Origin of the sequence: Streptomyces sp. NPDC050439, assembly GCF_040655335.1 — a bacterium.
Lineage (GTDB): Bacteria > Actinomycetota > Actinomycetes > Streptomycetales > Streptomycetaceae > Streptomyces.
Map to the genome: position 1 here is coordinate 360,254 of NZ_JBFAJT010000003.1, position 21,119 is coordinate 381,372.

At 72.0% G+C, this 21,119-nt stretch carries 26 protein-coding genes; 7 read left to right on the forward strand and 19 right to left on the reverse strand.

Going from position 1 to position 21,119, the window contains the following annotated elements:
* Positions 1-175 precede the first annotated feature (175 nt).
* The 5 genes from trpC to AB0I66_RS14645 form a co-directional block, all read right to left on the reverse strand.
* The gene (gene trpC / locus AB0I66_RS14625) at positions 176-985 is read right to left on the reverse strand and encodes an indole-3-glycerol phosphate synthase TrpC (protein ID WP_363208185.1); all 810 of its coding nucleotides are present in this window, start codon (positions 983-985) and stop codon (positions 176-178) included.
* Positions 986-1,169: 184 nt separating this feature from the next.
* Positions 1,170-1,613 (reverse strand): DUF2752 domain-containing protein, encoded by a 444-nt coding sequence (locus AB0I66_RS14630; protein ID WP_363208186.1) that lies wholly within the window; start codon positions 1,611-1,613, stop codon positions 1,170-1,172.
* A 94-nt stretch (positions 1,614-1,707) separates the two neighbouring features.
* A complete protein-coding gene (locus tag AB0I66_RS14635; RefSeq protein WP_363208187.1) occupies positions 1,708-1,947 on the reverse strand; it encodes an HGxxPAAW family protein in 240 nt (79 codons plus the stop codon).
* A 102-nt stretch (positions 1,948-2,049) separates the two neighbouring features.
* Entirely contained in the window at positions 2,050-2,721 is a 672-nt protein-coding gene (locus tag AB0I66_RS14640) for a TIGR02234 family membrane protein (protein WP_363208188.1), read from the reverse strand.
* A 7-nt stretch (positions 2,722-2,728) separates the two neighbouring features.
* Positions 2,729-4,231: an anthranilate synthase component I gene (locus AB0I66_RS14645; RefSeq protein WP_363208189.1), complete on the reverse strand. Its 1,503-nt coding sequence runs from the start codon at positions 4,229-4,231 to the stop codon at positions 2,729-2,731.
* Between the two features lie 78 nt (positions 4,232-4,309).
* Here AB0I66_RS14645 and AB0I66_RS14650 point away from each other — a divergent pair, with 78 nt between their 5' ends.
* Entirely contained in the window at positions 4,310-4,780 is a 471-nt protein-coding gene (locus tag AB0I66_RS14650) for a hypothetical protein (RefSeq protein WP_363208190.1), read from the forward strand.
* Here AB0I66_RS14650 and hisI read toward each other — a convergent pair.
* Complete coding sequence (hisI, locus tag AB0I66_RS14655) at positions 4,761-5,141, reverse strand: phosphoribosyl-AMP cyclohydrolase (RefSeq protein ID WP_363208191.1); 381 nt, start codon at positions 5,139-5,141, stop codon at positions 4,761-4,763. The genes AB0I66_RS14650 and hisI overlap by 20 nt on opposite strands.
* A gap of 82 nt (positions 5,142-5,223) precedes the next feature.
* On the opposite strand from hisI, the gene AB0I66_RS14660 reads away from it, so the two are divergent.
* Positions 5,224-5,859, forward strand: coding sequence for a TIGR03085 family metal-binding protein (locus AB0I66_RS14660; RefSeq protein ID WP_363208192.1), 636 nt, complete (start codon positions 5,224-5,226; stop codon positions 5,857-5,859).
* The gene (locus tag AB0I66_RS14665; RefSeq protein ID WP_363208193.1) at positions 5,859-6,254 is read left to right on the forward strand and encodes a VOC family protein; all 396 of its coding nucleotides are present in this window, start codon (positions 5,859-5,861) and stop codon (positions 6,252-6,254) included. The genes AB0I66_RS14660 and AB0I66_RS14665 overlap by 1 nt, the downstream gene beginning before the upstream one ends.
* Before the next feature lie 20 nt (positions 6,255-6,274).
* Here AB0I66_RS14665 and AB0I66_RS14670 read toward each other — a convergent pair whose 3' ends face one another.
* The 10 genes from AB0I66_RS14670 to hisD form a co-directional block, all read right to left on the reverse strand.
* Complete coding sequence (locus AB0I66_RS14670; protein ID WP_363208194.1) at positions 6,275-7,519, reverse strand: MFS transporter; 1,245 nt, start codon at positions 7,517-7,519, stop codon at positions 6,275-6,277.
* A 14-nt stretch (positions 7,520-7,533) separates the two neighbouring features.
* Positions 7,534-8,133 (reverse strand): helix-turn-helix domain-containing protein, encoded by a 600-nt coding sequence (locus AB0I66_RS14675; RefSeq protein WP_363208195.1) that lies wholly within the window; start codon positions 8,131-8,133, stop codon positions 7,534-7,536.
* Between the two features lie 122 nt (positions 8,134-8,255).
* The gene (gene hisF, locus AB0I66_RS14680; RefSeq protein WP_363208196.1) at positions 8,256-9,011 is read right to left on the reverse strand and encodes an imidazole glycerol phosphate synthase subunit HisF; all 756 of its coding nucleotides are present in this window, start codon (positions 9,009-9,011) and stop codon (positions 8,256-8,258) included.
* Positions 9,008-9,421: a RidA family protein gene (locus AB0I66_RS14685; protein ID WP_363208197.1), complete on the reverse strand. Its 414-nt coding sequence runs from the start codon at positions 9,419-9,421 to the stop codon at positions 9,008-9,010. Before AB0I66_RS14685 ends, hisF begins: the two co-directional genes overlap by 4 nt.
* Positions 9,418-10,146, reverse strand: a complete 729-nt coding sequence (gene priA, locus AB0I66_RS14690; RefSeq protein WP_363208677.1) for a bifunctional 1-(5-phosphoribosyl)-5-((5-phosphoribosylamino)methylideneamino)imidazole-4-carboxamide isomerase/phosphoribosylanthranilate isomerase PriA — start codon at positions 10,144-10,146, stop codon at positions 9,418-9,420. The genes AB0I66_RS14685 and priA overlap by 4 nt, the downstream gene beginning before the upstream one ends.
* A 17-nt stretch (positions 10,147-10,163) precedes the next feature.
* Positions 10,164-10,805 (reverse strand): imidazole glycerol phosphate synthase subunit HisH, encoded by a 642-nt coding sequence (gene hisH, locus AB0I66_RS14695; protein ID WP_363208198.1) that lies wholly within the window; start codon positions 10,803-10,805, stop codon positions 10,164-10,166.
* A gap of 17 nt (positions 10,806-10,822) precedes the next feature.
* The gene (locus AB0I66_RS14700; RefSeq protein WP_363208199.1) at positions 10,823-10,987 is read right to left on the reverse strand and encodes a hypothetical protein; all 165 of its coding nucleotides are present in this window, start codon (positions 10,985-10,987) and stop codon (positions 10,823-10,825) included.
* Positions 10,988-10,991: 4 nt separating this feature from the next.
* Positions 10,992-11,585, reverse strand: coding sequence for an imidazoleglycerol-phosphate dehydratase HisB (gene hisB / locus AB0I66_RS14705; RefSeq protein ID WP_135330188.1), 594 nt, complete (start codon positions 11,583-11,585; stop codon positions 10,992-10,994).
* The gene (locus AB0I66_RS14710; RefSeq protein ID WP_363208678.1) at positions 11,582-12,697 is read right to left on the reverse strand and encodes a histidinol-phosphate transaminase; all 1,116 of its coding nucleotides are present in this window, start codon (positions 12,695-12,697) and stop codon (positions 11,582-11,584) included. Before AB0I66_RS14710 ends, hisB begins: the two co-directional genes overlap by 4 nt.
* 14 nt (positions 12,698-12,711) lie before the next feature.
* Entirely contained in the window at positions 12,712-14,037 is a 1,326-nt protein-coding gene (hisD, locus tag AB0I66_RS14715; RefSeq protein ID WP_363208200.1) for a histidinol dehydrogenase, read from the reverse strand.
* Between the two features lie 190 nt (positions 14,038-14,227).
* Here hisD and AB0I66_RS14720 point away from each other — a divergent pair, with 190 nt between their 5' ends.
* The 4 genes from AB0I66_RS14720 to ybaK all read left to right on the forward strand — a co-directional run bounded on the left by AB0I66_RS14720 (position 14,228) and on the right by ybaK (position 18,228).
* A complete protein-coding gene (locus tag AB0I66_RS14720; RefSeq protein ID WP_363208201.1) occupies positions 14,228-15,802 on the forward strand; it encodes an oxidoreductase in 1,575 nt (524 codons plus the stop codon).
* Between the two features lie 136 nt (positions 15,803-15,938).
* Positions 15,939-16,946: a hypothetical protein gene (locus AB0I66_RS14725; RefSeq protein ID WP_363208202.1), complete on the forward strand. Its 1,008-nt coding sequence runs from the start codon at positions 15,939-15,941 to the stop codon at positions 16,944-16,946.
* Positions 16,947-16,957: 11 nt separating this feature from the next.
* A complete protein-coding gene (locus AB0I66_RS14730) occupies positions 16,958-17,698 on the forward strand; it encodes an LON peptidase substrate-binding domain-containing protein (protein WP_363208203.1) in 741 nt (246 codons plus the stop codon).
* Positions 17,699-17,715: 17 nt separating this feature from the next.
* Complete coding sequence (gene ybaK, locus AB0I66_RS14735; RefSeq protein WP_363208204.1) at positions 17,716-18,228, forward strand: Cys-tRNA(Pro) deacylase; 513 nt, start codon at positions 17,716-17,718, stop codon at positions 18,226-18,228.
* A gap of 159 nt (positions 18,229-18,387) precedes the next feature.
* On the opposite strand, the gene AB0I66_RS14740 is transcribed toward ybaK, so the two are convergent.
* The 3 genes from AB0I66_RS14740 to AB0I66_RS14750 are packed head-to-tail and all read right to left on the reverse strand — an operon-like array spanning position 18,388 to position 20,943.
* Positions 18,388-19,062: a DUF2567 domain-containing protein gene (locus AB0I66_RS14740; RefSeq protein WP_363208205.1), complete on the reverse strand. Its 675-nt coding sequence runs from the start codon at positions 19,060-19,062 to the stop codon at positions 18,388-18,390.
* Between the two features lie 56 nt (positions 19,063-19,118).
* Positions 19,119-19,922 carry an ABC transporter permease gene (locus AB0I66_RS14745; protein WP_363208679.1) on the reverse strand — a complete coding sequence of 268 codons (804 nt, stop codon included), beginning with the start codon at positions 19,920-19,922 and terminating at the stop codon, positions 19,119-19,121.
* 58 nt (positions 19,923-19,980) lie between these two features.
* Positions 19,981-20,943, reverse strand: a complete 963-nt coding sequence (locus tag AB0I66_RS14750; protein ID WP_363208206.1) for an ABC transporter ATP-binding protein — start codon at positions 20,941-20,943, stop codon at positions 19,981-19,983.
* Positions 20,944-21,119 lie beyond the last annotated feature (176 nt).

A 21,119-nucleotide genomic window follows, 5' to 3' on the forward strand; every position in this document is an offset into this window, starting at 1 on the left:
ACGTCTCAGCTCTGGCGGCGTCAGGCGCCGCCCTGCCATCGCATGCCGTTGACCTGGCCGGGTTCGTCACCGATGACGTACCGCACCCTGCGGCCATGCACACGCCGTGCCGGCGCCCGGCAGCCGCGAGGGCGGCAACCGGGTGCGAGGCGGACGGCGATGGACATGGGCGGGGTCAGCTCCGTCCGTGCCGCAGGGCGGGGTGCGCGCCCGCGGCGACGAGGTCGGAGACCGCGCCCTTCGGGTCGCGGCCGGTGACCAGGGACTCCCCGACGAGCACCGCGTCGGCGCCCGCGTTGGCGAACGCGATGAGGTCGTGCGGCCCGCGCACACCGGACTCGGCGATCTTGACGACGTTGTCCGGCAGCTCGGGGGCGACGCGCTCGAAGGTGGAGCGGTCGACCTTCAGGGTCTTGAGGTCGCGGTTGTTCACGCCGATGATCCGCGCGCCCGCGTCCACGGCCCGCTCGGCCTCGTCCTCGTCGTGCACCTCGACGATCGGCGAGAGGCCGATCGAATGGGCGCGCTCGATGAGCGACTCGAGGGCGGGCTGCTCCAGGGCGGCCACGATCAGCAGGGCGAGGTCGGCGCCGTACGCCCGCGCCTCCCACAGCTGGTACGAGGTGACGATGAAGTCCTTGCGGAGCACCGGGATGTCGACCTTGGCCCGGACGGCCTCCAGGTCGGCGAGCGAACCGCCGAAGCGGCGCTCCTCGGTGAGCACGGAGATGACGGCCGCGCCGCCCGCCTCGTAGTCGGCGGCGAGCCCGGCCGGGTCGGCGATCGCGGCGAGCGCGCCCTTGGACGGGCTGGAGCGCTTGACCTCACAGATGACCTTGACGCCGTCGCCACGCAGCGCGGCGACCCCGTCCTTGGCCGCAGGAGCCTTCGCCGCGCGCTCCTTGAGCTCGTCGAGGCTGACGCGCGCCTGCCGTTCCGCGAGGTCGGCACGGACTCCGTCGATGATCTCGTCGAGCACACTCACGCGAGCGGCCCCCTTCCCTGACGGTGAAGCTGCTGTTTGCACCTCAAGCTGTTCGGCTGCCTCATCCGGCATTCCGATGGTCACTGCGATGGTATCCGCAGGAGGGCGAAGGCCCCGCATCCGGTTGACGCCAGTCCCACGTCCTGGACACCCGCCGGGCCCGCTGCCTGGGCTTTCTCGGCATTCAGGGATGTAGCCATGCCCCGAACGGCAGATTGCGCACGAGGGTGAAAAGCGCGATCAGCACCCCGAGCCCGTACAGCTGTGCGGACCCCAACTCGATCCGCAGACGTCGTCCGCGCACCGCGCGGGCCGCCCAGAGGGTCCACAGGACCGCGAAGACGCCGTACCCGACGACGGCCAGGGCGTTGGCGCCGAGTGCCGTGACGAGGTCGCCGTGGATGAAGGCGTGCGCGCTGCGCAGACCGCCGCAGCCGGGGCAGAAGACGCCGGTGAGCTGCAGCAGCGGGCAGGCGGGGTAGTGGCCGGGATCGTTCGGGTCGACCGTCCCGACGTAGGCGAAGGCGGCGATCACGGAGCCGAGCACGCCGACGGGCACGACGAGGCGCCGCAGTGCGGGTCCTGCGGGTGGTGCCGCGCTCTCGGGTTCAGCGTTCACCCGATGCATTGTGCCCTTCGGCGGCGGCCTTTGCCCGGCGGGGAAACGCGAGAGGAGGCGGTCCCGGCACCTGCCGGACCGCCTCCTCGTACGCCGGTGGGACTCAGCCCTCGGAGTGCGCGAGCTGGCCCCGCTGCGGCTGCGGGCTGCGCTTGGCCTGGCCGAGGCCCGCGGCACGCATGGCCATGCCCACGACGCCGCCCGCGACGACGATGACCATGCCGGCCCAGAAGCCCAGCGGATTGGCCATCACCATGAAGGCACCCGAAACGCAGAAACCGATGAAGGCGATGATGACACCGGTCCAGGCGGCCGGGGTGTGTCCGTGGCTCGTGCCCGCCATGACTTGCTCCTCGTTGCTGTGTGCGTGGTGGTGGTGCGTGGGGTGAGCCGAACGCTCACCGCTCCATTGTCCCGTACTCGCGCATGTGCCATGAGCGCGGGGTCATGCCTCGCGCGTCGGGTCCTCGCCGCGGTCGAGAGCCTTCCACAGGTCCTCGGGACGGTCCGGGTCGACCTTGGCCGGCGCCTTGCGCGGGCGCGGGGCGCCGTCGCGTTCGTAGCGTCCCGACATCGCGGGCCAGTTGCGGCCGTACGTCAGGGCGAGCAGCCCGGCGATCATGATGAGCGCGCCCGCGGCGGCCGCCGCGTACGGCCAGGCCGTGTGGCTGAGATCACCGATCGTGGCGGCGGCGTCGCCGGAGGCCTCGGCGGCCTTCTCGTCGAGCGCGCCGCTGTCGTCCGCGGCGAGGAGGGCGGCGGCCACGGTGCCCGCGCCGCTCAGCGCGAGCAGCAGCGAGACGAGCATCCGTCCGGCCCTGCGGACGGCGAAGACGGCGACGAGCGCGGCGAGGCCCACTATCGCGAGGGCCGCGGGCACGCCCGTGACATCGCTGCCCGTGGCGCTCAGCGGCAGGTCGCCGCCCGCCACCGAAACGGTGCCGTTGGCCCAGGTCTGGCGGGACGCGAGCAACGCGAGGGCCGCGCCGACCGCGCCGAACAGCAGGGCGACGGCGATGCTGCGCCGGCCGCTGCGCTGGGCCCGGGTCTCGGGCTCGGCGTCGGCATCGGCGGCGTCGGCGGCCTGGGTGCGGGGCGGAGGTACGGCAGAAGTCACCCCTCCACTATCCCTCACGTCCATCGGGGCGATGCAGCCGGTTCGCCGTGTGGATGGCCCGCAGGACCGCCGCCGCCTTGTTGCGGCACTCGGTGTCCTCGGCCACCGGGTCGGAGTCGGCGACGACCCCGGCTCCGGCCTGGACGTACGCCGTGCCGTCGCGCAGGAGCGCGGTCCGGATGGCGATGGCGGTGTCGGAGTCGCCCGCGAAGTCGAGATACCCGACACAGCCGCCGTACAGGCCGCGCCGGGAGGGTTCCAGTTCGTCGATGATCTGCATCGCGCGCGGCTTGGGGGCGCCGGAGAGGGTGCCCGCGGGGAAGCAGGCGGTGAGGACGTCGAAGGCGGTGCGGCCCTCGGCGACCTGGCCGGTGACCGTCGACACGATGTGCATGACGTGGGAGTACCGCTCGATGGACATGAAGTCGACGACCTCGACCGAGCCGGGCTCGCAGACGCGCCCCAGGTCGTTGCGGCCCAGGTCGACGAGCATCAGGTGTTCGGCCCGCTCCTTGGGGTCGGCGAGCAGCTCGTCGGCGAGGGCCTGGTCCTCCTGCGGGGTCGCGCCGCGCGGCCGGGTGCCCGCGATGGGGTGCACCATGGCGCGGCCGTCCTCGACCTTGACGAGGGCCTCGGGCGACGACCCGACGACGTCGAATCCGTCGAGCCGGAAGAGGTACATGTACGGCGACGGGTTGGTGGCCCGCAGCACGCGGTAGACGTCCAACGCGCTTGCCGCGCAAGGGGTTTCGAAGCGCTGCGAGGGGACGACCTGGAAGGCCTCGCCCGCGCGGATGCGCTCCTTGATGTCCTCGACGGCTTCCTGGTACTGCTCGCCGCCCCACAGCGCGGTGTACTCGGGGAGCTCGGAGGGCGGCAGGGCCGCCGGGGGCTGGGAGACGGCCCGCGACAGGTCGGCCTCCATGGCGTCGAGCCGGGCCACCGCGTCGGCGTACGCCTCGTCGACGCCCGTCTCCAGGTCGTTGTGGTTGATCGCGTTGGCGATCAGGAGCACGGACCCGTCCCAGTGGTCGAGGACGGCGAGGTCGCTGGTGAGCAGCATGGTCAGCTCGGGCAGTTTGAGGTCGTCCCGCTCGCCGGGGCCGATCTTCTCCAGGCGCCGCACGATGTCGTAGCCGAGGTAGCCGACCATCCCTCCGGTGAAGGGCGGCATCCCGGACGCCAGGTCGCGCGGGGTGTGCAGGGCCTCGACGGTGGCGCGCAGGGCGTCGAGCGGGTCACCGGAGGTGGGGACGCCGACGGGCGGGGTGCCCAGCCAGTGGGCCTCGCCATTCCGGCTGGTGAGGGTGGCGGCGCTGCGGACTCCGACGAAGGAGTAGCGAGACCAGGACCGGCCGTTCTCCGCGGACTCCAGGAGGAACGTGCCGGGCCGCTCTGCGGCGAGCTTGCGGTACAGCCCGACGGGAGTGTCGCCGTCCGCGAGGAGCCTGCGGCTGACGGGGATCACACGGCGGTCGCTCGCGAGCTTGCGGAAGGTCTCGAGATCCATGGGAGGAGCTTACGGCCGTGCGGGTGGCCGACGGTGTCGCGGACCACCAGGCGGAACTCGGGCCACTAGAACGGGACGATGACCGACCGCCGTATGCTGCCCGCCTTCGCCCTCCTCCTCGCCTCGACCGCGTTCGCGGCGGCCGCCGCTCCCGAGCCCGTGGTGTGGCCCGCCCCCAAGAACGTGCCCGAGCGGGTCCGCGCCGCCGGCCTGGAGATGCTCGACTCCGAGGCGATGGACATGCACATCCACACCACCCTGAAGGTGTACTCGGGGGCCAGCCCCGTCACGGTCCCCGCGGACATCGGCATCGACCGCTCGGGCCCGAAGCCCCGCTACAGCCCCCTGCACACGCATGACACCAGCGGCACCCTGCACGTGGAGTCGGAGGAGTGGCGCGACTTCACCCTGGGTCAGTTCATGACGGAGTGGGGCGTGAGCGGCGTACGCGAGAAGTGCCGCGCGGATGTCGCCGGGCGCTCCGTCGCCGGCGACCCGTCCCGCATCGTGCTGCGGGACGGCGAGACGATCACGCTTCGGTGCCGGTGAAGGTGACCGGGAGGGAGTCGGCGTCGAAGCACGTGCGGGTGCCCGTGTGACAGGCGGCGCCGACCTGGTCGACCTGGACCAGGACGGTGTCCGCGTCGCAGTCCAGGGCCACGGACTTCACGTACTGGAAGTGGCCGGACGTGTCGCCCTTGACCCAGTACTCCTGACGGCTGCGCGACCAGTACGTGCAGCGCCCCGTGGTGAGCGTGCGGTGCAGCGCCTCGTCGTCCATCCAGCCCAGCATCAGCACCTCGCCGGTGTCGTACTGCTGGGCGATCGCGGGGAAGAGGCCGTCGGCGCCGCGCTTGAGGCGGGCGGCGATCTCGGGGTCGAGGCTGCTGGGCGGGGGCGTGGCGGTCATGGGGCCATTGTGCCGCGCCCGCGGGCATCGGCCCGGCCGTGTCCACTGGGCGGGCCGGATGCCGAGTCGTAGGCTGGACGGTATGTCGACCCATGCCAAGCGTGAACGACTTCTCCTCGCCGATCTGTTGGAGGCGGAGGGCCCAGATGCCCCCACTCTCTGCGACGGCTGGAACACCCGTGACCTCGCGGCCCATGTGGTGGTCCGCGAGCGCCGCGCGGACGCCGCGGGCGGGCTTCTCATCAAGCAGCTGGCCTCGCGCCTGGAGCGGGTGCAGGCCGAGTTCACCGCGAAGCCGTACGAGGAACTGATCCAGCTGATCCGGACGGGACCGCCGCGCTTCTCCCCCTTCTCCCTCAAGCAGATCGACGAGGCGTCGAACGCCGTCGAGTTCTATGTCCACACCGAGGACGTGCGGCGCGCCCGGCCCGACTGGACGCCGCGCGAGATCGACCCGGTCTTCTCGGACGCCCTGTGGTCCCGCCTGGAGCGGATGGCCCGCCTGGTGGGCCGCAAGGCGCCGGTGGGCGTGGTCCTGCGGCGCCCCGACGGCCAGACGGTGGTGGCGCACCGCGGCGTTCCCGTGGTGACGGTGACCGGCGAGCCCGCCGAGCTGCTGATGTTCGTGCACGGGCGGCAGGACGCGGCCAACGTCGAGCTGGACGGCGACAAGGACGCGATCGCCAGGCTGCACGAGACGAAGCAACTGGGCATCTGATGATCCGGGTCGCGATGACCGGGGTGTACGTGGACGACGTGGACAGAGCCCACGCGTTCTACACGGACGTCCTGGGCTTCGAGACCCGTCATCACGTGTGGCCGGGCGGTGGCACGCCCTTCGTGACGGTCGGGGCGGCGGGCGGTCACAACGACGTGGAGCTGCTCCTGGAGCCGGGCGAGGGGCCCATCGCCGAGCCCTACCGCAAGGCGCTGCACGCGGCGGGCATCCCGTGCATCGTCCTCGGGGTGGACGACGTGCGGGCCGAGCACGAACGGCTCGTCGGCCTGGGCGTGCGGTTCGCCCACGGCCCCGAGAAGCAGGGTCCGGTGATCACCGCGGTGCTCGACGACACGGTGGGGAATCTGGTGCAGCTGATGCAGGGAAGGGCGTAGACGGTCTCCGGTACGCGGGTTCAGCGGGGCAGTTCCGCTTCGCGCAGTCCGCGGGAGCACAGCCCCAGCAGACCGGCGAGCCCGCACGCCGCCGCGCTCACGGTGAACACCGGCGCCGTGCCCCACGACTCCACGGCCACGCCCGTCAGCGGATACGTCAGCGGTGCCACGCCCAGGCTGACGAGGCTGCCCACCGAGGTCACCCGCCCCACGTAGGCCGGGTCGGCCTCGGTCTGCGCCAGCGCCGCGCACACCGCCCCCGTCAGCCCGATCAGCAGTCCCACCAGCAACGCGACCCCCGCGGCGGCCCAGAGGACGGGCACGTACGCCACGGCGCCCACCCCCACGGCTCCGGCGAGGCACGTCACCGACAGCACGAGACCGGCCCTCGGCACCCTCCCCCGCACCGTCAGGTAGAGCGCGGAGAGACCGGCGCCCGCCCCGAACCCGGCGAGGACGAGACCGACCCCCGAAGCTCCCCATCCGCGCTCGTCGGCCAGCAGGGTGAGCCCGATGTTCAGCGGCCCGACGAAGCCCAGGTCGGCCAGGGCGACGAGCGCCATCAGGGGTGCGAGAACGCGATGTCCCCGGATGTACCGCAGCCCGTCGCCCAGTTCGTTCCACGCGGTCCGTCTGTCCGCCCTGCCGTCGTCCGGCAGCTCCTTCATCCGCAGGGAGATCAGCAGCGGCAGCGACACCGCGAACAGCGCCCCCGCGATGCCGAAGGCCGCCGCGGAGCCGCCGAGCGCGACCCCGAGACCCCCGAGCGGTGCGCCCACGACGTTGGCGAGCCGGACCACCAGGCCCCGCATCCCCTGCACCCGCGCCAGCTGGTCCCGTTCCGTGACGCGGGCGGGCAGCGCTCCGACGGCGGGCATGAACAGCGCGTCGACCGTCCCGAAGACCAGCCCCAGCGCGGCGAGCAGCCACACCCCGGGGCTCGCCACGACCAGCAGCCCCGCCACCGCGAACACCGCCGCGCACCGCACCGCGTCACTGCCGATGACGACTTTGCGCGGCCCGAAGCGGTCGGCGACGACTCCCCCGCCCAGCATCAGGAGCGCTCGCGGCACGGCGCTCACGGCCATCACCAGGCCTGCCTGCGCGGGGCCCCCGGACCGCACCGCGGCCCAGGACAGGGCCAGGTAGTAGACGTTGTCGCCGACCGCGGACGCGCTGTAGGCGCCGAGCCAGCGCAGGACGTTGCCGTCCTTGTGCGCGGGCCTTCCCGTGGCGGGGGCCGTGCGTATGGCGGTGGTGGTCATGTGGGGCAGCCCTCTCAGAGCCGGAAGGGGAAGCTGGCCAGGTGCACGGCGACGTTCTCGCGCCCCTCGGTGTCGCCCGCGGCCTCGGCGGCCTTGCCCTGCTCCTCGTACGTCTTGACCAGGGCGTGGATCTCGGCGTTGAGGCGGGTGAGTTCGGCGGGGTTCAGGCGGGCGAGGAAGTCCGACTGGTCGGCTGCGATGCGCCAACTGGCGCCCCAGGCCTCCTGCTGGTCCAAATAGGTCTCGTACTGCTCCCGGCGATACGAGATCAGGCTGCGCACGACGGCCGCGTGCGTGGCCGCCCCTTCGGGTGAGTCCCTGAAGTCCTCGTGCCGGAAGCTCAGGTTGTCCTGGGCCGCCTGCCACCACCTCTCACGCGCGTCCCCGCTCTGTACCTCGGCCTCCTCGATGAGGCCGTGCTCCGCGAGCTTGCGCAGGTGGTAGCTGACGAGGGAGACCGCCTCATCGACCTGCGAGGCGAGCTGGGACGCCGTCGACGGGCCCGACACCCGCAGCGCTCCATACACCCTCAGACGCAACGGATGTCCCAGTGCCTTGAGCGTGCCGAGATCGGTGATGCGGCGTGGCTCGCCTGATTTCTGCTGGTCTTCCATACACCGACCGTAGATACAAAAGAAAACTTGCGCAATATAAATTGCGCAACTTTCCCTTCGCATCAGGGCAGCGATAAGCCCTGGCCACCCGGTGGCCAGGGCTCGTCGCACAGCGGTACGCCTCAGCGCACGGGGTGTCCGGCCTCCCGCAGCGTGTCCTTGACCTCGCCGATCCGCAGATCCCCGAAGTGGAAGACCGAAGCGGCGAGGACCGCGTCCGCGCCCGCGCCGATCGCGGGCGGGAAGTGGTCCAGGCGGCCCGCGCCGCCGGACGCGATGACGGGGACGGTGACGTGACGCCGTACCGCCGCGATCATCTCGATGTCGTAGCCGTCCTTGGTGCCGTCCGCGTCCATCGAGTTGAGGAGGATCTCGCCCGCGCCCAACTCAGCGGCCTGGTGGGCCCATTCGACGGCGTCGATCCCGGCGGACTTGCGGCCGCCGTGGGTCGTCACCTCGAAGCTGCCGGACGCGGTGCGCCGCGCGTCCACCGAGAGGACGAGCACCTGGCGGCCGAACCGCTCCGCGATCTCGCGGATCAGCTCCGGCCGTGCGATGGCGGCCGTGTTCACGCCCACCTTGTCCGCGCCGGCCCGCAGGAGCTTGTCGACGTCCTCGGCCGTGCGGACGCCGCCGCCCACCGTGAGCGGGATGAAGACCTGCTCGGCGGTGCGGCGGACCACGTCGTACGTGGTCTCGCGGTTGCCCGAGGACGCCGTGATGTCCAGGAAGGTGAGCTCGTCGGCGCCCTCGGCGTCGTACACCTTGGCCATCTCGACGGGGTCGCCCGCATCGCGCAGGTTCTGGAAGTTGACGCCCTTGACGACCCGGCCGTTGTCCACGTCCAGGCAGGGGATGACGCGTACGGAGAGGGTCATTCGGCACCGTCCCGTGCGCGCGGACCGTACGCCTCGACCTCGACCTCGACGACCAGGCTCGGGTCGATGAAGCCGGAGACGATGAGCATCGTCGCGGCCGGGCGGACGTCGTCGAAGAGCTCCTTGTGGGCCCGGCCGACCTCCTCCACGTCCCGTGCGTGGGTCAGGTACATGCGGGTGCGTACGACGTGCTCCCGGCCGAGGCCCAGCTTCTTCAGGGCCTCGACGGCGACGTGGAAGGCGTTGGCCGCCTGCTCGTAGGGGGTCCCGGCGTCTATGACGCCGTCCACCACCGACGTGCAGCCCGACACCAGGACGAGGCCGTTGGGGAGCTCGACCGCGCGGGAGTAGCCGATGGCTTCCTCCCACGGTCCGCCCGAGCTCACCCGGCGGACAAGGTGGTTGCTCATGACGTCGCCACCGCGGCGAGGGCCTCTTCGAGGGTGAAGGCCTTCGCGTACAGCGCCTTGCCGACGATCGCGCCCTCGACGCCCTGCGGGACGAGCTCGGCGATCGCGCGCAGGTCGTCCAGGGACGAGACGCCGCCGGAAGCCACCACCGGGCGGTCCGTGGCCGCGCAGACGTTGCGCAGGAGCTCCAGGTTCGGGCCCTGCAGCGTGCCGTCCTTGGCGATGTCGGTGACGACGTAGCGGGCGCAGCCCTCGGAGTCGAGGCGCGCCAGCGTCTCGTAGAGGTCGCCGCCGTCGCGGGTCCAGCCGCGGCCACGGAGGGTGGTCCCGCGGACATCGAGGCCGACGGCGATCTTGTCACCGTGCGACGCGATGATCTTGGCGACCCACTCCGGGGTCTCCAGGGCGGCCGTGCCGAGGTTCACGCGCGTGCAGCCGGTGGCGAGCGCGGCCTCCAGGGACGCGTCGTCGCGGATGCCGCCGGACAGCTCGACCTTGATGTCCATGGCGCCCGCGACCTCGGCGATGAGCGCGCGGTTGTCGCCGGTGCCGAACGCGGCGTCCAGGTCGACCAGGTGCAGCCACTCGGCGCCCGACCGCTGCCAGGAGAGGGCGGCCTCCAGCGGGGAGCCGTAGGAGGTCTCAGAGCCGGACTCGCCGTGGACGAGGCGTACGGCCTGGCCGTCGCGGACGTCGACGGCGGGAAGGAGTTCGAGCTTGCTCACAGAGGTCCCTGACATTCCTAGAGGGTTCCGATCCAGTTGGTGAGGAGCTGGGCGCCGGCGTCGCCGGACTTCTCGGGGTGGAACTGCGTGGCCCACAGCGCGCCGTTCTCGACGGCGGCCACGAAGGGCTCGCCGTGCGTGGTCCAGGCGACCTTGGGCGCGCGGAAGGCGGGGTTGCCGACCTCGAAGTCCCAGTGGTGCACGGCGTACGAGTGCACGAAGTAGTAGCGGGCTTCGTCGTCGAGGCCCGCGAACAGCTGGGAGTCGTCCGGCGCCTGGACCGTGTTCCAGCCCATGTGCGGGACGATCTCGGCCTTCAGCGGCTCGACGGTGCCGGGCCACTCGTCGAGGCCCTCGGCCTCCACGTCGTGCTCGATGCCGCGCGCGAAGAGGATCTGCATGCCGACGCAGATGCCCATCACCGGGCGGCCGCCCGCGAGCCTGCGGCCCACGATCCAGTCGCCGCGCGCCTCCTTGAGCCCCTGCATGCAGGCGGCGAAGGCGCCCACACCGGGGACGAGGAGGCCGTCGGCGGCCATGGCCTTGTCGTAGTCACGGGTGATCTCGACGTCCGCGCCGGCCCGTGCGAGGGCGCGCTCGGCGGAACGGACGTTCCCGAAGCCGTAGTCGAAGACGACGACCTTCTTGGGAGCGGTCATACGTGGATCAGCTCCCCTCAGTTCCAGTAGTCGAGCCGCATGACCCCGGCGACGATGCACATGGCCGCGCCGATGGAGAGCAGCGTGATCAGGCTCTTGGGCATCCCCTGCTTGACGAAGGAGATGATGCCGCCGATCAGGAAGAGACCGACGACGATCAGGATGGTGGTCAGACCGGTCATGGCTTTACAGCGCGCCCTTCGTGGAGGGAAGGATGCCTGCGGCGCGCGGGTCACGCTCGGAGGCGTAACGCAGGGCGCGGGCCAGGGCCTTGAACTGGCACTCCACGATGTGGTGGGCGTTGCGGCCGTAGGGCACGTGGACGTGCAGGGCGATCTGGGCCTGCGCGACGAAGGACTCCAGGATGTGCCGGGTCATCGTCGTGTCGTACGTGCCGATCATCGGCGCCATCGTCTCGGGCTCGGTGTGCACGAGGTACGGACGGCCGCTGAGGTCGACGGTCACCTGGGCGAGCGACTCGTCGAGCGGGACCGTGCAGTTGCCGAAGCGGTAGATGCCCACCTTGTCGCCGAGCGCCTGCTTGAAGGCGGCGCCCAGGGCGAGGGCGGTGTCCTCGATGGTGTGGTGGGTGTCGATGTGCAGGTCGCCCTCGGTCTTGACCGTGAGGTCGAAGAGGCCGTGGCGGCCGAGCTGGTCGAGCATGTGGTCGTAGAAGCCGACACCCGTCGACACCTCGACCTTGCCGGTGCCGTCGAGATCGATCTCGACGAGGACCGACGTCTCCTTGGTGGTCCGTTCGACCCGTCCAACGCGGCTCATGCCTGCTGCTCCTTCTTCAGTTCGCGTACCGCATCGAGGAACGCGTCGTTCTCTTCGGGGGTTCCCGCGCTGACCCGCAGCCAGCCCGGCACTCCGTTGTCCCGGACCAGGACGCCCCGGTCGAGGATCCGCTGCCAGACCGCGTGGGCGGCCCCTTCGCCGTCGAATCGCCCGAACTGGACGAAGTTGGCGTCGGAGTCGGTCACCTCGTAGCCGATCGCCCGCAGCTCGCTCACCAGCCGGTCGCGCTCCTGCTTCAGCTGCTCGACGTACTTCAGGAGCGTGTCGGTGTGCTCCAGGGCGGCAAGCGCGGTGGCCTGCGTGACGGCCGACAGGTGGTACGGCAGCCGGACGAGCTGCACGGCGTCGACCACCGCGGGGTCCGCGGCGAGGTAGCCCAGGCGCAGCCCGGCCGCGCCGAAGGCCTTCGACATCGTGCGGGAGACGACCAGGTTCGGGCGCCCCGCGAGCAGCGGGAGCAGCGAGTCGCCGTGGCTGAACTCCACGTACGCCTCGTCGATCACGACCATCGACGGCTTGGCGGCCTGCGCGGCTTCGTAGAGCGCGAGGACCGTCTGCGCCGAGACGGCGTTGCCCGTGGGGTTGTTGGGCGTGGTGATGAAGACGACGTCGGGCTGGTTCTCGGCGATGGCCTTCGTGGCCGCCTCGACGTCGATGGTGAAGTCGTCGCCGCGGGGGCCCGAGATCCAGCCCGTGCCGGTGCCGCGCGCGATGAGGCCGTGCATCGAGTACGAGGGCTCGAAGCCGATGGCGGTGCGTCCTGGACCGCCGAAGGTCTGCAGGAGCTGCTGGATCACTTCGTTCGAGCCGTTGGCCGCCCACACGTTCGCGAGGGAGACCTCGTGGCCGCCGGTCTTCGTGAGGTAGCGCGCGAGCTCGGTGCGCAGCTCGACCGCGTCGCGGTCGGGGTAGCGGTTGAGGTCGCGGGCCGCCTCGCGCACCCGCTCGGCGATGCGCTCGACGAGCGGTTCGGGGAGCGGGTACGGGTTCTCGTTCGTGTTCAGACGCACGGGGACGTCGAGCTGGGGCGCGCCGTAGGGGGACTTGCCGCGCAGTTCGTCGCGGATGGGGAGTTCGTCCCAGGGGGACAAAGAGGCGTTGTGGGTCACTTGGTCTGAGGCACCTTCCATCCGAAGCGCGCCTTGACGGCCGCGCCGTGCGCCGGCAGGTCCTCGGCCTCGGCGAGCGTCACCACGTGCTGGGCGACGTCGGCGAGCGCGTCGCGCGTGTAGTCGACGATGTGGATGCCGCGCAGGAACGACTGCACGGACAGGCCCGAGGAGTGGCAGGCGCAGCCGCCGGTCGGCAGGACGTGGTTGGAGCCCGCGCAGTAGTCGCCGAGCGAGACGGGGGCCCAGGGGCCCACGAAGATCGCGCCCGCGTTCTTGACGCGGTCCGCGACGGCGGCGGCGTCCGCGGTCTGGATCTCCAGGTGCTCGGCGCCGTACGCGTCGGCGACGCGCAGGCCCTCCTCCAGGCCGTCGACCAGGACGATCGCGGACTGCCTGCCCTCCAGGGCGGGGACGATCCGGTCCTGGACGTGCTTGGTCGCGGCGATCTGCGGCTCCAGCTCCTTGGCGACGGCGTCGGCCAGGGCGAGGGAGTCGGTGACGAGCACGGCGGCGGCGAGCGGGTCGTGCTCGGCCTGGCTGATCAGGTCGGACGCGACGTGCACGGCGTCGGCCGTGTCGTCGGCGAGGACCGCGATCTCGGTCGGTCCGGCCTCGGTGTCGATGCCGATGCGCCCGGTGAAGTAGCGCTTGGCGGCCGCGACCCAGATGTTGCCGGGCCCGGTGACCATGTTGGCCGGGGCGCAGGTCTCGGTGCCGTACGCGAACATCGCGACGGCCTGGGCGCCGCCGACCGCGTACACCTCGTCGATGCCGAGGAGGGCGCAGGCGGCCAGGATCGTCGGGTGCGGAAGGCCGTCGAAGTCGCTCTGCGGCGGCGACGCGAGCGCCATCGACGCGACGCCCGCCTCCTGCGCCGGGACCGCGTTCATGATCACGGAGGAGGGGTAGACGGAGCGGCCGCCGGGGGCGTAGAGCCCGACGCGCTCGACCGGCACCCACTTCTCGGTGACCGAGCCGCCGGGCACGACCTGGGTGGTGTGCGGGGCGCGGCGCTGCTCGCGGTGGACGATGCGGGCGCGGCGGATCGACTCCTCCAGGGCCTCGCGCACGACCGGGTCGAGGCCGGTCAGGGCCTCGGCGATGGCGGTGGCGGGGACACGGACCTGCGTCAGTCGTACTCCGTCGAACTTCTCCGCGTATTCGATCAGCGCCGCGTCGCCACGATGATGCACGTCCTCGCAGATGGGCCGCACCTTCTCCAGGGCGGCCGCGACGTCGAAGTCGGCACGGGGCAGCAGGGCGCGCAGGGCGGGGCCCTCGGGGAGGGCGTCGCCGCGCAGATCGATTCGGGAGATCACATGGCCAATTCTCTCAGACCCTGATTCCCGGCCGAACGCCGTATCACTGGCTGATATGGATCCCGGAAGACCTCGTTCACCACTAGCGTTCAGCCCGTCACTGAGCGGGCATGAAACAGGTGTACGAGACCAGGGCGCATCGCAGGACCAGCACGCGGCACGGGATCGCAGTACGGGGAGGACAACAGCAGTGGTCGACGACACCGGCATCGGTGATCCGCCGGACGGGCTGACCGCCGCCGAGATCGGCATGTGGCAGGCCTTTCGCAACGGCAGCGTGTACGACCTCCGGTCGGGGGACGCGATGGCGGACGATCCGCACGGCGGCCACCCCTGGGGTCCGGAGCGCAGCGTGCGCGCCCGCATCGTGTGCTGGCTGCTCCTGGAGGGGCCGCCCGCGCTCTCCGGCCGGGTCTCCTCGCTCAAGCTCTCGGGCCTCCAGATCACGGACGTGCTCGATCTGGCGGGCGGCGAGGTCCTGCCCTACGCCGAGCTGAAGCACTGCCGCTTCGAGAAGGAAGTACTGGTCCCCGAGGCCAAGTTCACCACTCTGCGGCTCGTCAACTGCTCGATCCCGCGCGTGGAGGCGGCCCGCCTGCACACGGAGGGCGACCTGCATCTGCCGCGCTGCCGGATCCACAACGGCATGCGGCTCACGGACGCCCAGATCGGCACCGACCTGCTGATCAACCAGGCCGTGATCTACCGCGACCGGCGCGGCAACTCGATCATGGGCGACGGACTCTCGGTCGGGCAGGACCTGCAGGCCGAGATGATGGAGTCGCACGGCCAGCTGAGCCTGCGCGGCGCGAAGATCGGCGTCTCCTTCAGCCTGCGCGGCAGCAAGCTCGCCAATCCGTACGGCCAGCGGGCGCTCAACGCCCCGCAGATGACCGTGGAACGCACCCTCTACATGACGCCCGCCGCCCTCGGCGATCCCCCCATGACCAGCGGCACCACTCCCCCGCGCGGCACCCGCGTGCAGCGCTTCGAGTGCCAGGGCGGCATCAGGCTCGACGACGGGCGCTTCGGGGACGCCGTCGACCTGGCCCAGGCGCGCTTCACCCTGGAGAACGACCAGGAGGTGTCGCTGCGCCGCGTCCAGACCCCCGAGCTGCGCTTCCTCGGCGAGGCCCCGCAGCGCGGCAAGATCATTCTGTCCGGCGCCAAGGTCGTCAACCTCATCGACAAGTCGACCAGCTGGCCGGGCCCCGGCGGCCTCCAGATGGGCGGCTTCAGCTACGAGAACCTCGTCCCGCAGGGCAGCTTCCCGCTCGCCCGGCGCCTTGCCTGGGTGGCGGCCGCGACCGCCGAGTACAACCCAGAGCCGTACGAGAAGCTGGCCGCCGTCCTGCGCAACGGCGGCGAGGACGCCGACGCCCGCGAGGTCCTGCTCGCCAAGCAGCGCCGACGCCGCGAGACCCTGCCGCTGGCGGCGAAGCTCTGGGGCTTCGCCCAGGACTGGACGGTGGCCTACGGCTACCGGCCAGGACGTGCCGCCCTGTGGATGGCGGTGCTCTGGGCGGTGAGCGCGGTGGCCTTCGCCCGCGCCGACCACCCGGCGATCAAACCGGGCGAGCACCCGAACTGGAACCCCGCGCTCTTCTCCCTCGACCTGCTGCTCCCGGTCATCAACCTCGGCCAGGACAGCTACTGGCAGTTGCGCGGCGGCTGGCAGTGGTTCGCGGCCATCCTGATCCTGCTCGGCTGGGTGCTCGCGACGACGGTGGCGGCGGGGGCGACCAGGCTGCTGCGGAGGAACTGAAGGGCCTGCGGGGCTGCCCGGGAACAGAGATTTTGCCAGCCCTTGACCATGTGTCAGGCAACCTAACGACTGATGCCAAAGCTTCACCGGCCATCCTCTGGCACTGCCCCGACCTGCGGATTTCAATACCCACACGATGGCATTTCTGCGCGCCCTGATCCGCACCGCTCGCATGGTCAGGAACACACCACTCCTCGCCTCCGGTCTGACCCCCGACGACGAGGTGCTCCTCGACGCGCCCGATGACCGGCTCGGCCCCGCACTCGTCGCCGCCGGCCGCGGCGATCACGGCCCCGCCGCGAAACTGCTCGCCATGACGCGCGAGGGCAACGAATGGGAGAACCGCGACCGCTACACGACGCGTCTGGCCGCTTTCGCCCGCTCCCGCCCCGAGTGGTTCGACGACTGGCAGGCCGCGTCGCCGCACGACCCGGACGCGCTGCTCGTCAAGGCCGAGCTCGCGGTCGTCCGCGGCTGGGAATCGCCCGCCCGCGTCGAGCTCCTTCGCGAGACGGCGCCCCTGATCACCGCCGCCGCCGAGGCGGACCCGCGCGACCCCGTGCCGTGGCGGATCGCCCTGGACCACGCGCGCGGCACCCATGCCCCGCACTCGGTCTTCGACGAGATCCGCGCCGAGGCGGTGCACCGCTCCTCGCACCACTACGGCTGCCACGCCTCGGCGCTCCAGTACCTCTCCGCGTCCTGGTACGGCTCGCACGGCCAGTGCTTCGACTTCGCCGAGCGGGCCGCCCGCGACGCGCTGCCCGGCTCGCTGATCCAGGCGCTGCCCGCGCGGGCCGCCTTCGCGTACCTCACCAGCGCCTCGGGGAGCGTGCCGCGCGAGCGCCTGGACGCCGCGGCCGACCTGGGGATCGCGGTGTCCGACGAGTACGAGGCCGGGGACCCCTGGCCCGCCGAGGTCCGCAACGTCCTCGCGTTCGTCCTCGTACGCCTGGAGCGGTGGAGCGACGCCCTGGAACAGATGCGCCTCATCGGGCCCCGCGCGACGTCCTTCCCCTGGGACCGCATGTCCGACGATCCGCTCGGCCAGTTCCTGGAACTGCGCGACGGCATACGCATCGAGGTGGCCTCCGGGACCCCGCTGCGCACCGGTGGCGGACGAGCGGGCTCCGGCGACCATTAGGCTTGCAGCTCGTGACCACCGTCCGGCTTCCGCTCTTCCCGCTCAACTCGGTGCTGTTCCCGGGACTCGTCCTCCCGCTGAACGTGTTCGAGGAGCGTTATCGCGCCATGATGCGCGATCTGCTCAAGACTCCCGACGAGGAGCAGCGCCTCTTCGCGGTCGTCGCCATCCGTGACGGCCTCGAGGTCGCCCCAAGCGCCCCGGGCCTCCCGGACCCCACCGCACAGCCCGAGCAGGGCCCGACCGCGGGCTTCGGCGACGATCCGCTCAAGGCCTTCCACGCGGTGGGCTGCATCGCGGACGCGGCGACGATCAGGGAGCGCGCCGACGGCGGCTTCGAGGTGCTCGCCACCGGCACCACCCGCGTGCGCCTGCACTCGGTGGACGCGTCGGGCGCCTTCCTGACCGCGGAGGTCGAGGAGCTGCCCGAGGAGCCGGGCGAGGAGGCGGGCGCCCTTGCCGAGGGCGTCCTGCGGGCGTTCCGCGCCTACCAGAAGCGGCTTGCCGGGGCGCGCGAGCGGTCCCTGTCCACGGGCGCCGAACTGCCGGACGACCCGTCCGTGGTGTCGTACCTGGTCGCCGCCGCGGCCGTCCTCGACACCCCCACGAAGCAGCGGCTCCTGGAGGCGCCGGACACGGCGTCGCGCCTGCACGAGGAGCTGAAAGTCCTTCGCGCCGAGACCGCGATCATCCGTAATCTGCCGTCGTTGCCCGCGACGGACCTCACGCGCGGCACCACGAGCCTCAACTGACGTAAGGCGCGAGCGCTTTGGCGAAGAAGCAGAAGAAACAGCAGAAGCAGTCGGGCACGGGCGGCACCCCGGCGACGGTGGCCCTCACGGCAGCGGGCGCCGACCACACGGTGCACGCCTACGAACACGACCCCGCGCACCCCTCGTACGGCGAGGAGGCGGCCCAGGCCATGGGCGTCTCCCCCGCCCGGGTCTTCAAGACCCTGGTCGCGGAGGTCGACGGCGAGCTGACGGTGGCCGTGGTCCCGGTGGCGGGCACCCTGAACCTCAAGGCCCTGGCGGCGGCGGTCTCCGGCAAACGCGCGGTGATGGCGGACCCCGCCGCCGCCGAACGCACCACGGGGTACGTACGGGGCGGCATCTCACCCCTCGGCCAGCGCAGGAAGCTCCGCACCGTCCTGGACGACTCGGCCTCCTCGCACACCACGATCTGCGTGTCGGCGGGCCGCCGGGGCCTCGAGGTCGAACTGGCCCCCGATGAACTGGCGCGTCTCACGGACGCGGTACTGGCCCCGATCGGGCGTGAATAGGCCCTCGACGGGGGCCACGGGCTCGACTAGTACCACCCTCATGTCGAAGAAGACGCGCAAGAGGAAGTGGCGGGTGCGCAAGGGCAAGGCGAACCACGGAAAGCGCCCCGCCTGACCGTCCGACCCGCCTGACGTCCACGAGCGGCCCGGGGGGCGGTCTCACGCCCCGGTCGCGTCCGAGCTGCCCTCTGCCCGCCCGGGGTCCCCGTAGGGCAGGGGGTACGGCTCGGGGTCCCGCGGCCCGAAGAGCCCGGTAAGACCCAGGTGCACGAGCAGCGCGGCTACGGGCCAGGCGAGCAGCGCGCCCTTGGCCTTGAGCTCCATCGGGGCGTCGAACGCCACGCCCTTGCCCACGGACTTCGCATGGGCGACGACATCCGTCTCGGGCCCGAGGAAGATCCCGAGCCGCCAGGCGAGCACGGCCCCCAGCAGGCTCCCGGCCGCCAGGCCGACGACCAGCGGAATGCCGCCCCGCCTGCGCAGCAGGAACACCACGGCGCCGCTCACCGCGCCGAACGCCAGCGCGAGCAGGGTGAACGTTCCGTCGACGCCGATCGCCTGCTCCCCCTCGGTGTCCTTGAGGTACACCGTCTCGCTGTCGGCGATCAACGGCACACGGGGCGCGAGCCACAGCCACAGCAGGCCGAGCACCACGCCGCAGACAGCCACCACGACCGCGATCACCGCGGCCTGCCGCACTTCGGTCTTCATGCCAGGACCGTCCTCCTCGTCCGCCTGCGGGGGAACGGCTCCGGACGGCTGAGCGGCTTGCTGCCAGGGGTCGTGCGGGGGCCGGTCGTGGGGCGGCTGGGAGGGCGTCAGCGGTGCAGTCACCCACACATGGTGCCAGTACTACCTGAGGACCGCTTCACCGCACGGCGAGGGCCGCGTCATCGCACGGCCGCACGGCGGTACGCCCAGGTGGCGATCGCGAGCGAGGCGACGCCGACCCCCGCGCAGACGGCGAGATCGAGGACGACGGTCGCCCAGTCCGGATGCGGCCCGAAGGTACGGGCGAACGCCTCGACCCCGTACGTCGAGGGCAGCAGGTCACGCGCGTACTGCAGGAACCCGGGCATCCGCTCGGCCGGCAGCACACCGAGGAGCAGCGCCGCCGACATGCCCAACTGGCCGAGCAGCGTGGCCAGTTCGGGGCGGGGCGCGAGCAGCCCGAGGGCGGCGCCGAGCCCGGCGAGCGCGGCACCGGCCAACGGGATCACCGCGGCGAGCACCCAGAGGTTCGCCATCGGGAGCCCGAAGAGACCGCACCCGACGACCGCGGTGACGAGCGTGCCCGGCACGGTGAACGAGGCGTAGGCGGCCGCGGCGCCGAGGACCACCGCGGCGGGCGGCACGGGCAGCGTGGCGTAGTGGTCGAGGCCGCCGTCGGCCCGCAGCTGCCCGAAGTACTGGGCGAGCAGGTTGAGCGCGACGAACGCGACGACGAGCACGGAGGACCCGGCGACGACGGCACGCGCCTCACCGCCCCCGTCCACGACGCCCCGCATCAGGATCATGATCCCGACGGACTGGAAGGTGGCCACGAAGAGCAGCGGGATGCGTGCGACGCGGGCCCGTGACAGCTGCGCCCGGTAGACGGCCGCGAGCGCGGGAAACAGCCGCGCACGGGGCCCCAGGGGCTCGGCGGCCTCGGCCTGCCACTCTCGGTCGTCGGCCCGTACGGCCGCTTCCAGGGGAACGGCACTCACCGAACGGCCCTCCTGCTCTCGCTGTTCATCCGTCCGGCGAAGGTCACGCCTTCACCAGCCCTTCCCCGTTCCCGCCCAGGGCGAGATACACGTCCTCCAGACTCGGTGTGGCCAAGGTGAAGTCGTCGAGCGCGGCGAAGGCGGCCCCGCCGGTGACCGCCGCCACGGCGGCCCGTGCCTCGTCGGGGGCCAGCCGCAGCGACCAGCGCCGGCCGGACTCCACCGCGGAGGAGCGCAGCGCGGCGACCTCGGGGACGTCGAGCGGCGCCCGCTCCCGCCAGACGAGCTCGACCCGCACCTCGCCGGCGACCTGCTCCTTCAGCCCCACGGGGCTGTCGCAGGCGATGACCTTGCCGTGGTCGAGGACGGCGACGCGGTCCAGGACCGTCTCGGCCTCGATGACGTTGTGGGTGACGAGCAGCACCGTCGTGCCGTGCTCGGCCCTGCGCCGGTCGACCGCGCCCCAGACGGCGCGCCGCGCGATGGGGTCCATGCCGGTCGTCGGCTCGTCGAGGACGAGCAGCGGCCGCTGCCCCACCAGGGCGGTGGCGAAGCAGGCGAGCCTGCGCTGCCCGCCGGAAAGCTTCTTCAGCGGCCGTGATGCGAGGGGGGTGAGCGCGAGCTCCTCGAGTACGCCGTCCCGCTCGGCCCGCGCCGCGCGGACGTCGAGGCCGCGCAGCCGCGCGGTCGTCTCGACGGCGAGCGAGACGGTCAGCTCGTCGAGCGCGGTGGACTCCTGGCCCAGGTACGCGAGGATCCGCGCGGCCCGCTCGGGGTGGCGCAGGATGTCGTGCCCGAGGATCTCGACGCTCCCGCTGTCGGGCCGCATCAGGCCGGTCAGCTGGCGTACGAGGGTGGACTTGCCCGCGCCGTTGGGCCCGAGCAGGCCGAAGATCTCGCCGCGCCGCACCTCGAGGCTGATGCCGTCGGTGGCGCGCACCTCGGGCGTCGCGGGCGTGCCGCGCCTGCCGCGGGCGGCGGGATAGGTCTTGACGAGGTCGCGCACCGCGCAGACGGCATCACTGCCGTGACCCTGTCGGAGCCCCTGTCGGACTCCCTGTGCCGAGCGCGTACTCACGAAGGACGAGGGTACGGGGTCCCGCGCCCGGTACGTCGCCCGGGGCGCCCAGTACGCCCCGTATCAGTCATCTGCGGACGTGTTCCGTCACTCGTTCGCGTCCC

Coding starts and splice junctions, on each gene's coding strand:
- hisF (WP_363208196.1), bottom strand. CDS start 9,011: ATGACCCTCTCCGTACGCGTCATCCCCTGCCTGGACGTGGACAACGGC.
- AB0I66_RS14725 (WP_363208202.1), top strand. CDS start 15,939: ATGGCATTTCTGCGCGCCCTGATCCGCACCGCTCGCATGGTCAGGAAC.
- AB0I66_RS14645 (WP_363208189.1), bottom strand. CDS start 4,231: ATGGATCTCGAGACCTTCCGCAAGCTCGCGAGCGACCGCCGTGTGATC.
- hisI (WP_363208191.1), bottom strand. CDS start 5,141: ATGACCGCCACGCCCCCGCCCAGCAGCCTCGACCCCGAGATCGCCGCC.
- hisH (WP_363208198.1), bottom strand. CDS start 10,805: ATGACCGCTCCCAAGAAGGTCGTCGTCTTCGACTACGGCTTCGGGAAC.
- AB0I66_RS14675 (WP_363208195.1), bottom strand. CDS start 8,133: ATGGAAGACCAGCAGAAATCAGGCGAGCCACGCCGCATCACCGATCTC.
- AB0I66_RS14660 (WP_363208192.1), top strand. CDS start 5,224: ATGTCGACCCATGCCAAGCGTGAACGACTTCTCCTCGCCGATCTGTTG.
- AB0I66_RS14670 (WP_363208194.1), bottom strand. CDS start 7,519: ATGACCACCACCGCCATACGCACGGCCCCCGCCACGGGAAGGCCCGCG.
- hisB (WP_135330188.1), bottom strand. CDS start 11,585: ATGAGCCGCGTTGGACGGGTCGAACGGACCACCAAGGAGACGTCGGTC.
- AB0I66_RS14665 (WP_363208193.1), top strand. CDS start 5,859: ATGATCCGGGTCGCGATGACCGGGGTGTACGTGGACGACGTGGACAGA.
- AB0I66_RS14630 (WP_363208186.1), bottom strand. CDS start 1,613: ATGCATCGGGTGAACGCTGAACCCGAGAGCGCGGCACCACCCGCAGGA.
- AB0I66_RS14650 (WP_363208190.1), top strand. CDS start 4,310: ATGACCGACCGCCGTATGCTGCCCGCCTTCGCCCTCCTCCTCGCCTCG.
- AB0I66_RS14685 (WP_363208197.1), bottom strand. CDS start 9,421: ATGAGCAACCACCTTGTCCGCCGGGTGAGCTCGGGCGGACCGTGGGAG.
- AB0I66_RS14700 (WP_363208199.1), bottom strand. CDS start 10,987: ATGACCGGTCTGACCACCATCCTGATCGTCGTCGGTCTCTTCCTGATC.
- AB0I66_RS14635 (WP_363208187.1), bottom strand. CDS start 1,947: ATGGCGGGCACGAGCCACGGACACACCCCGGCCGCCTGGACCGGTGTC.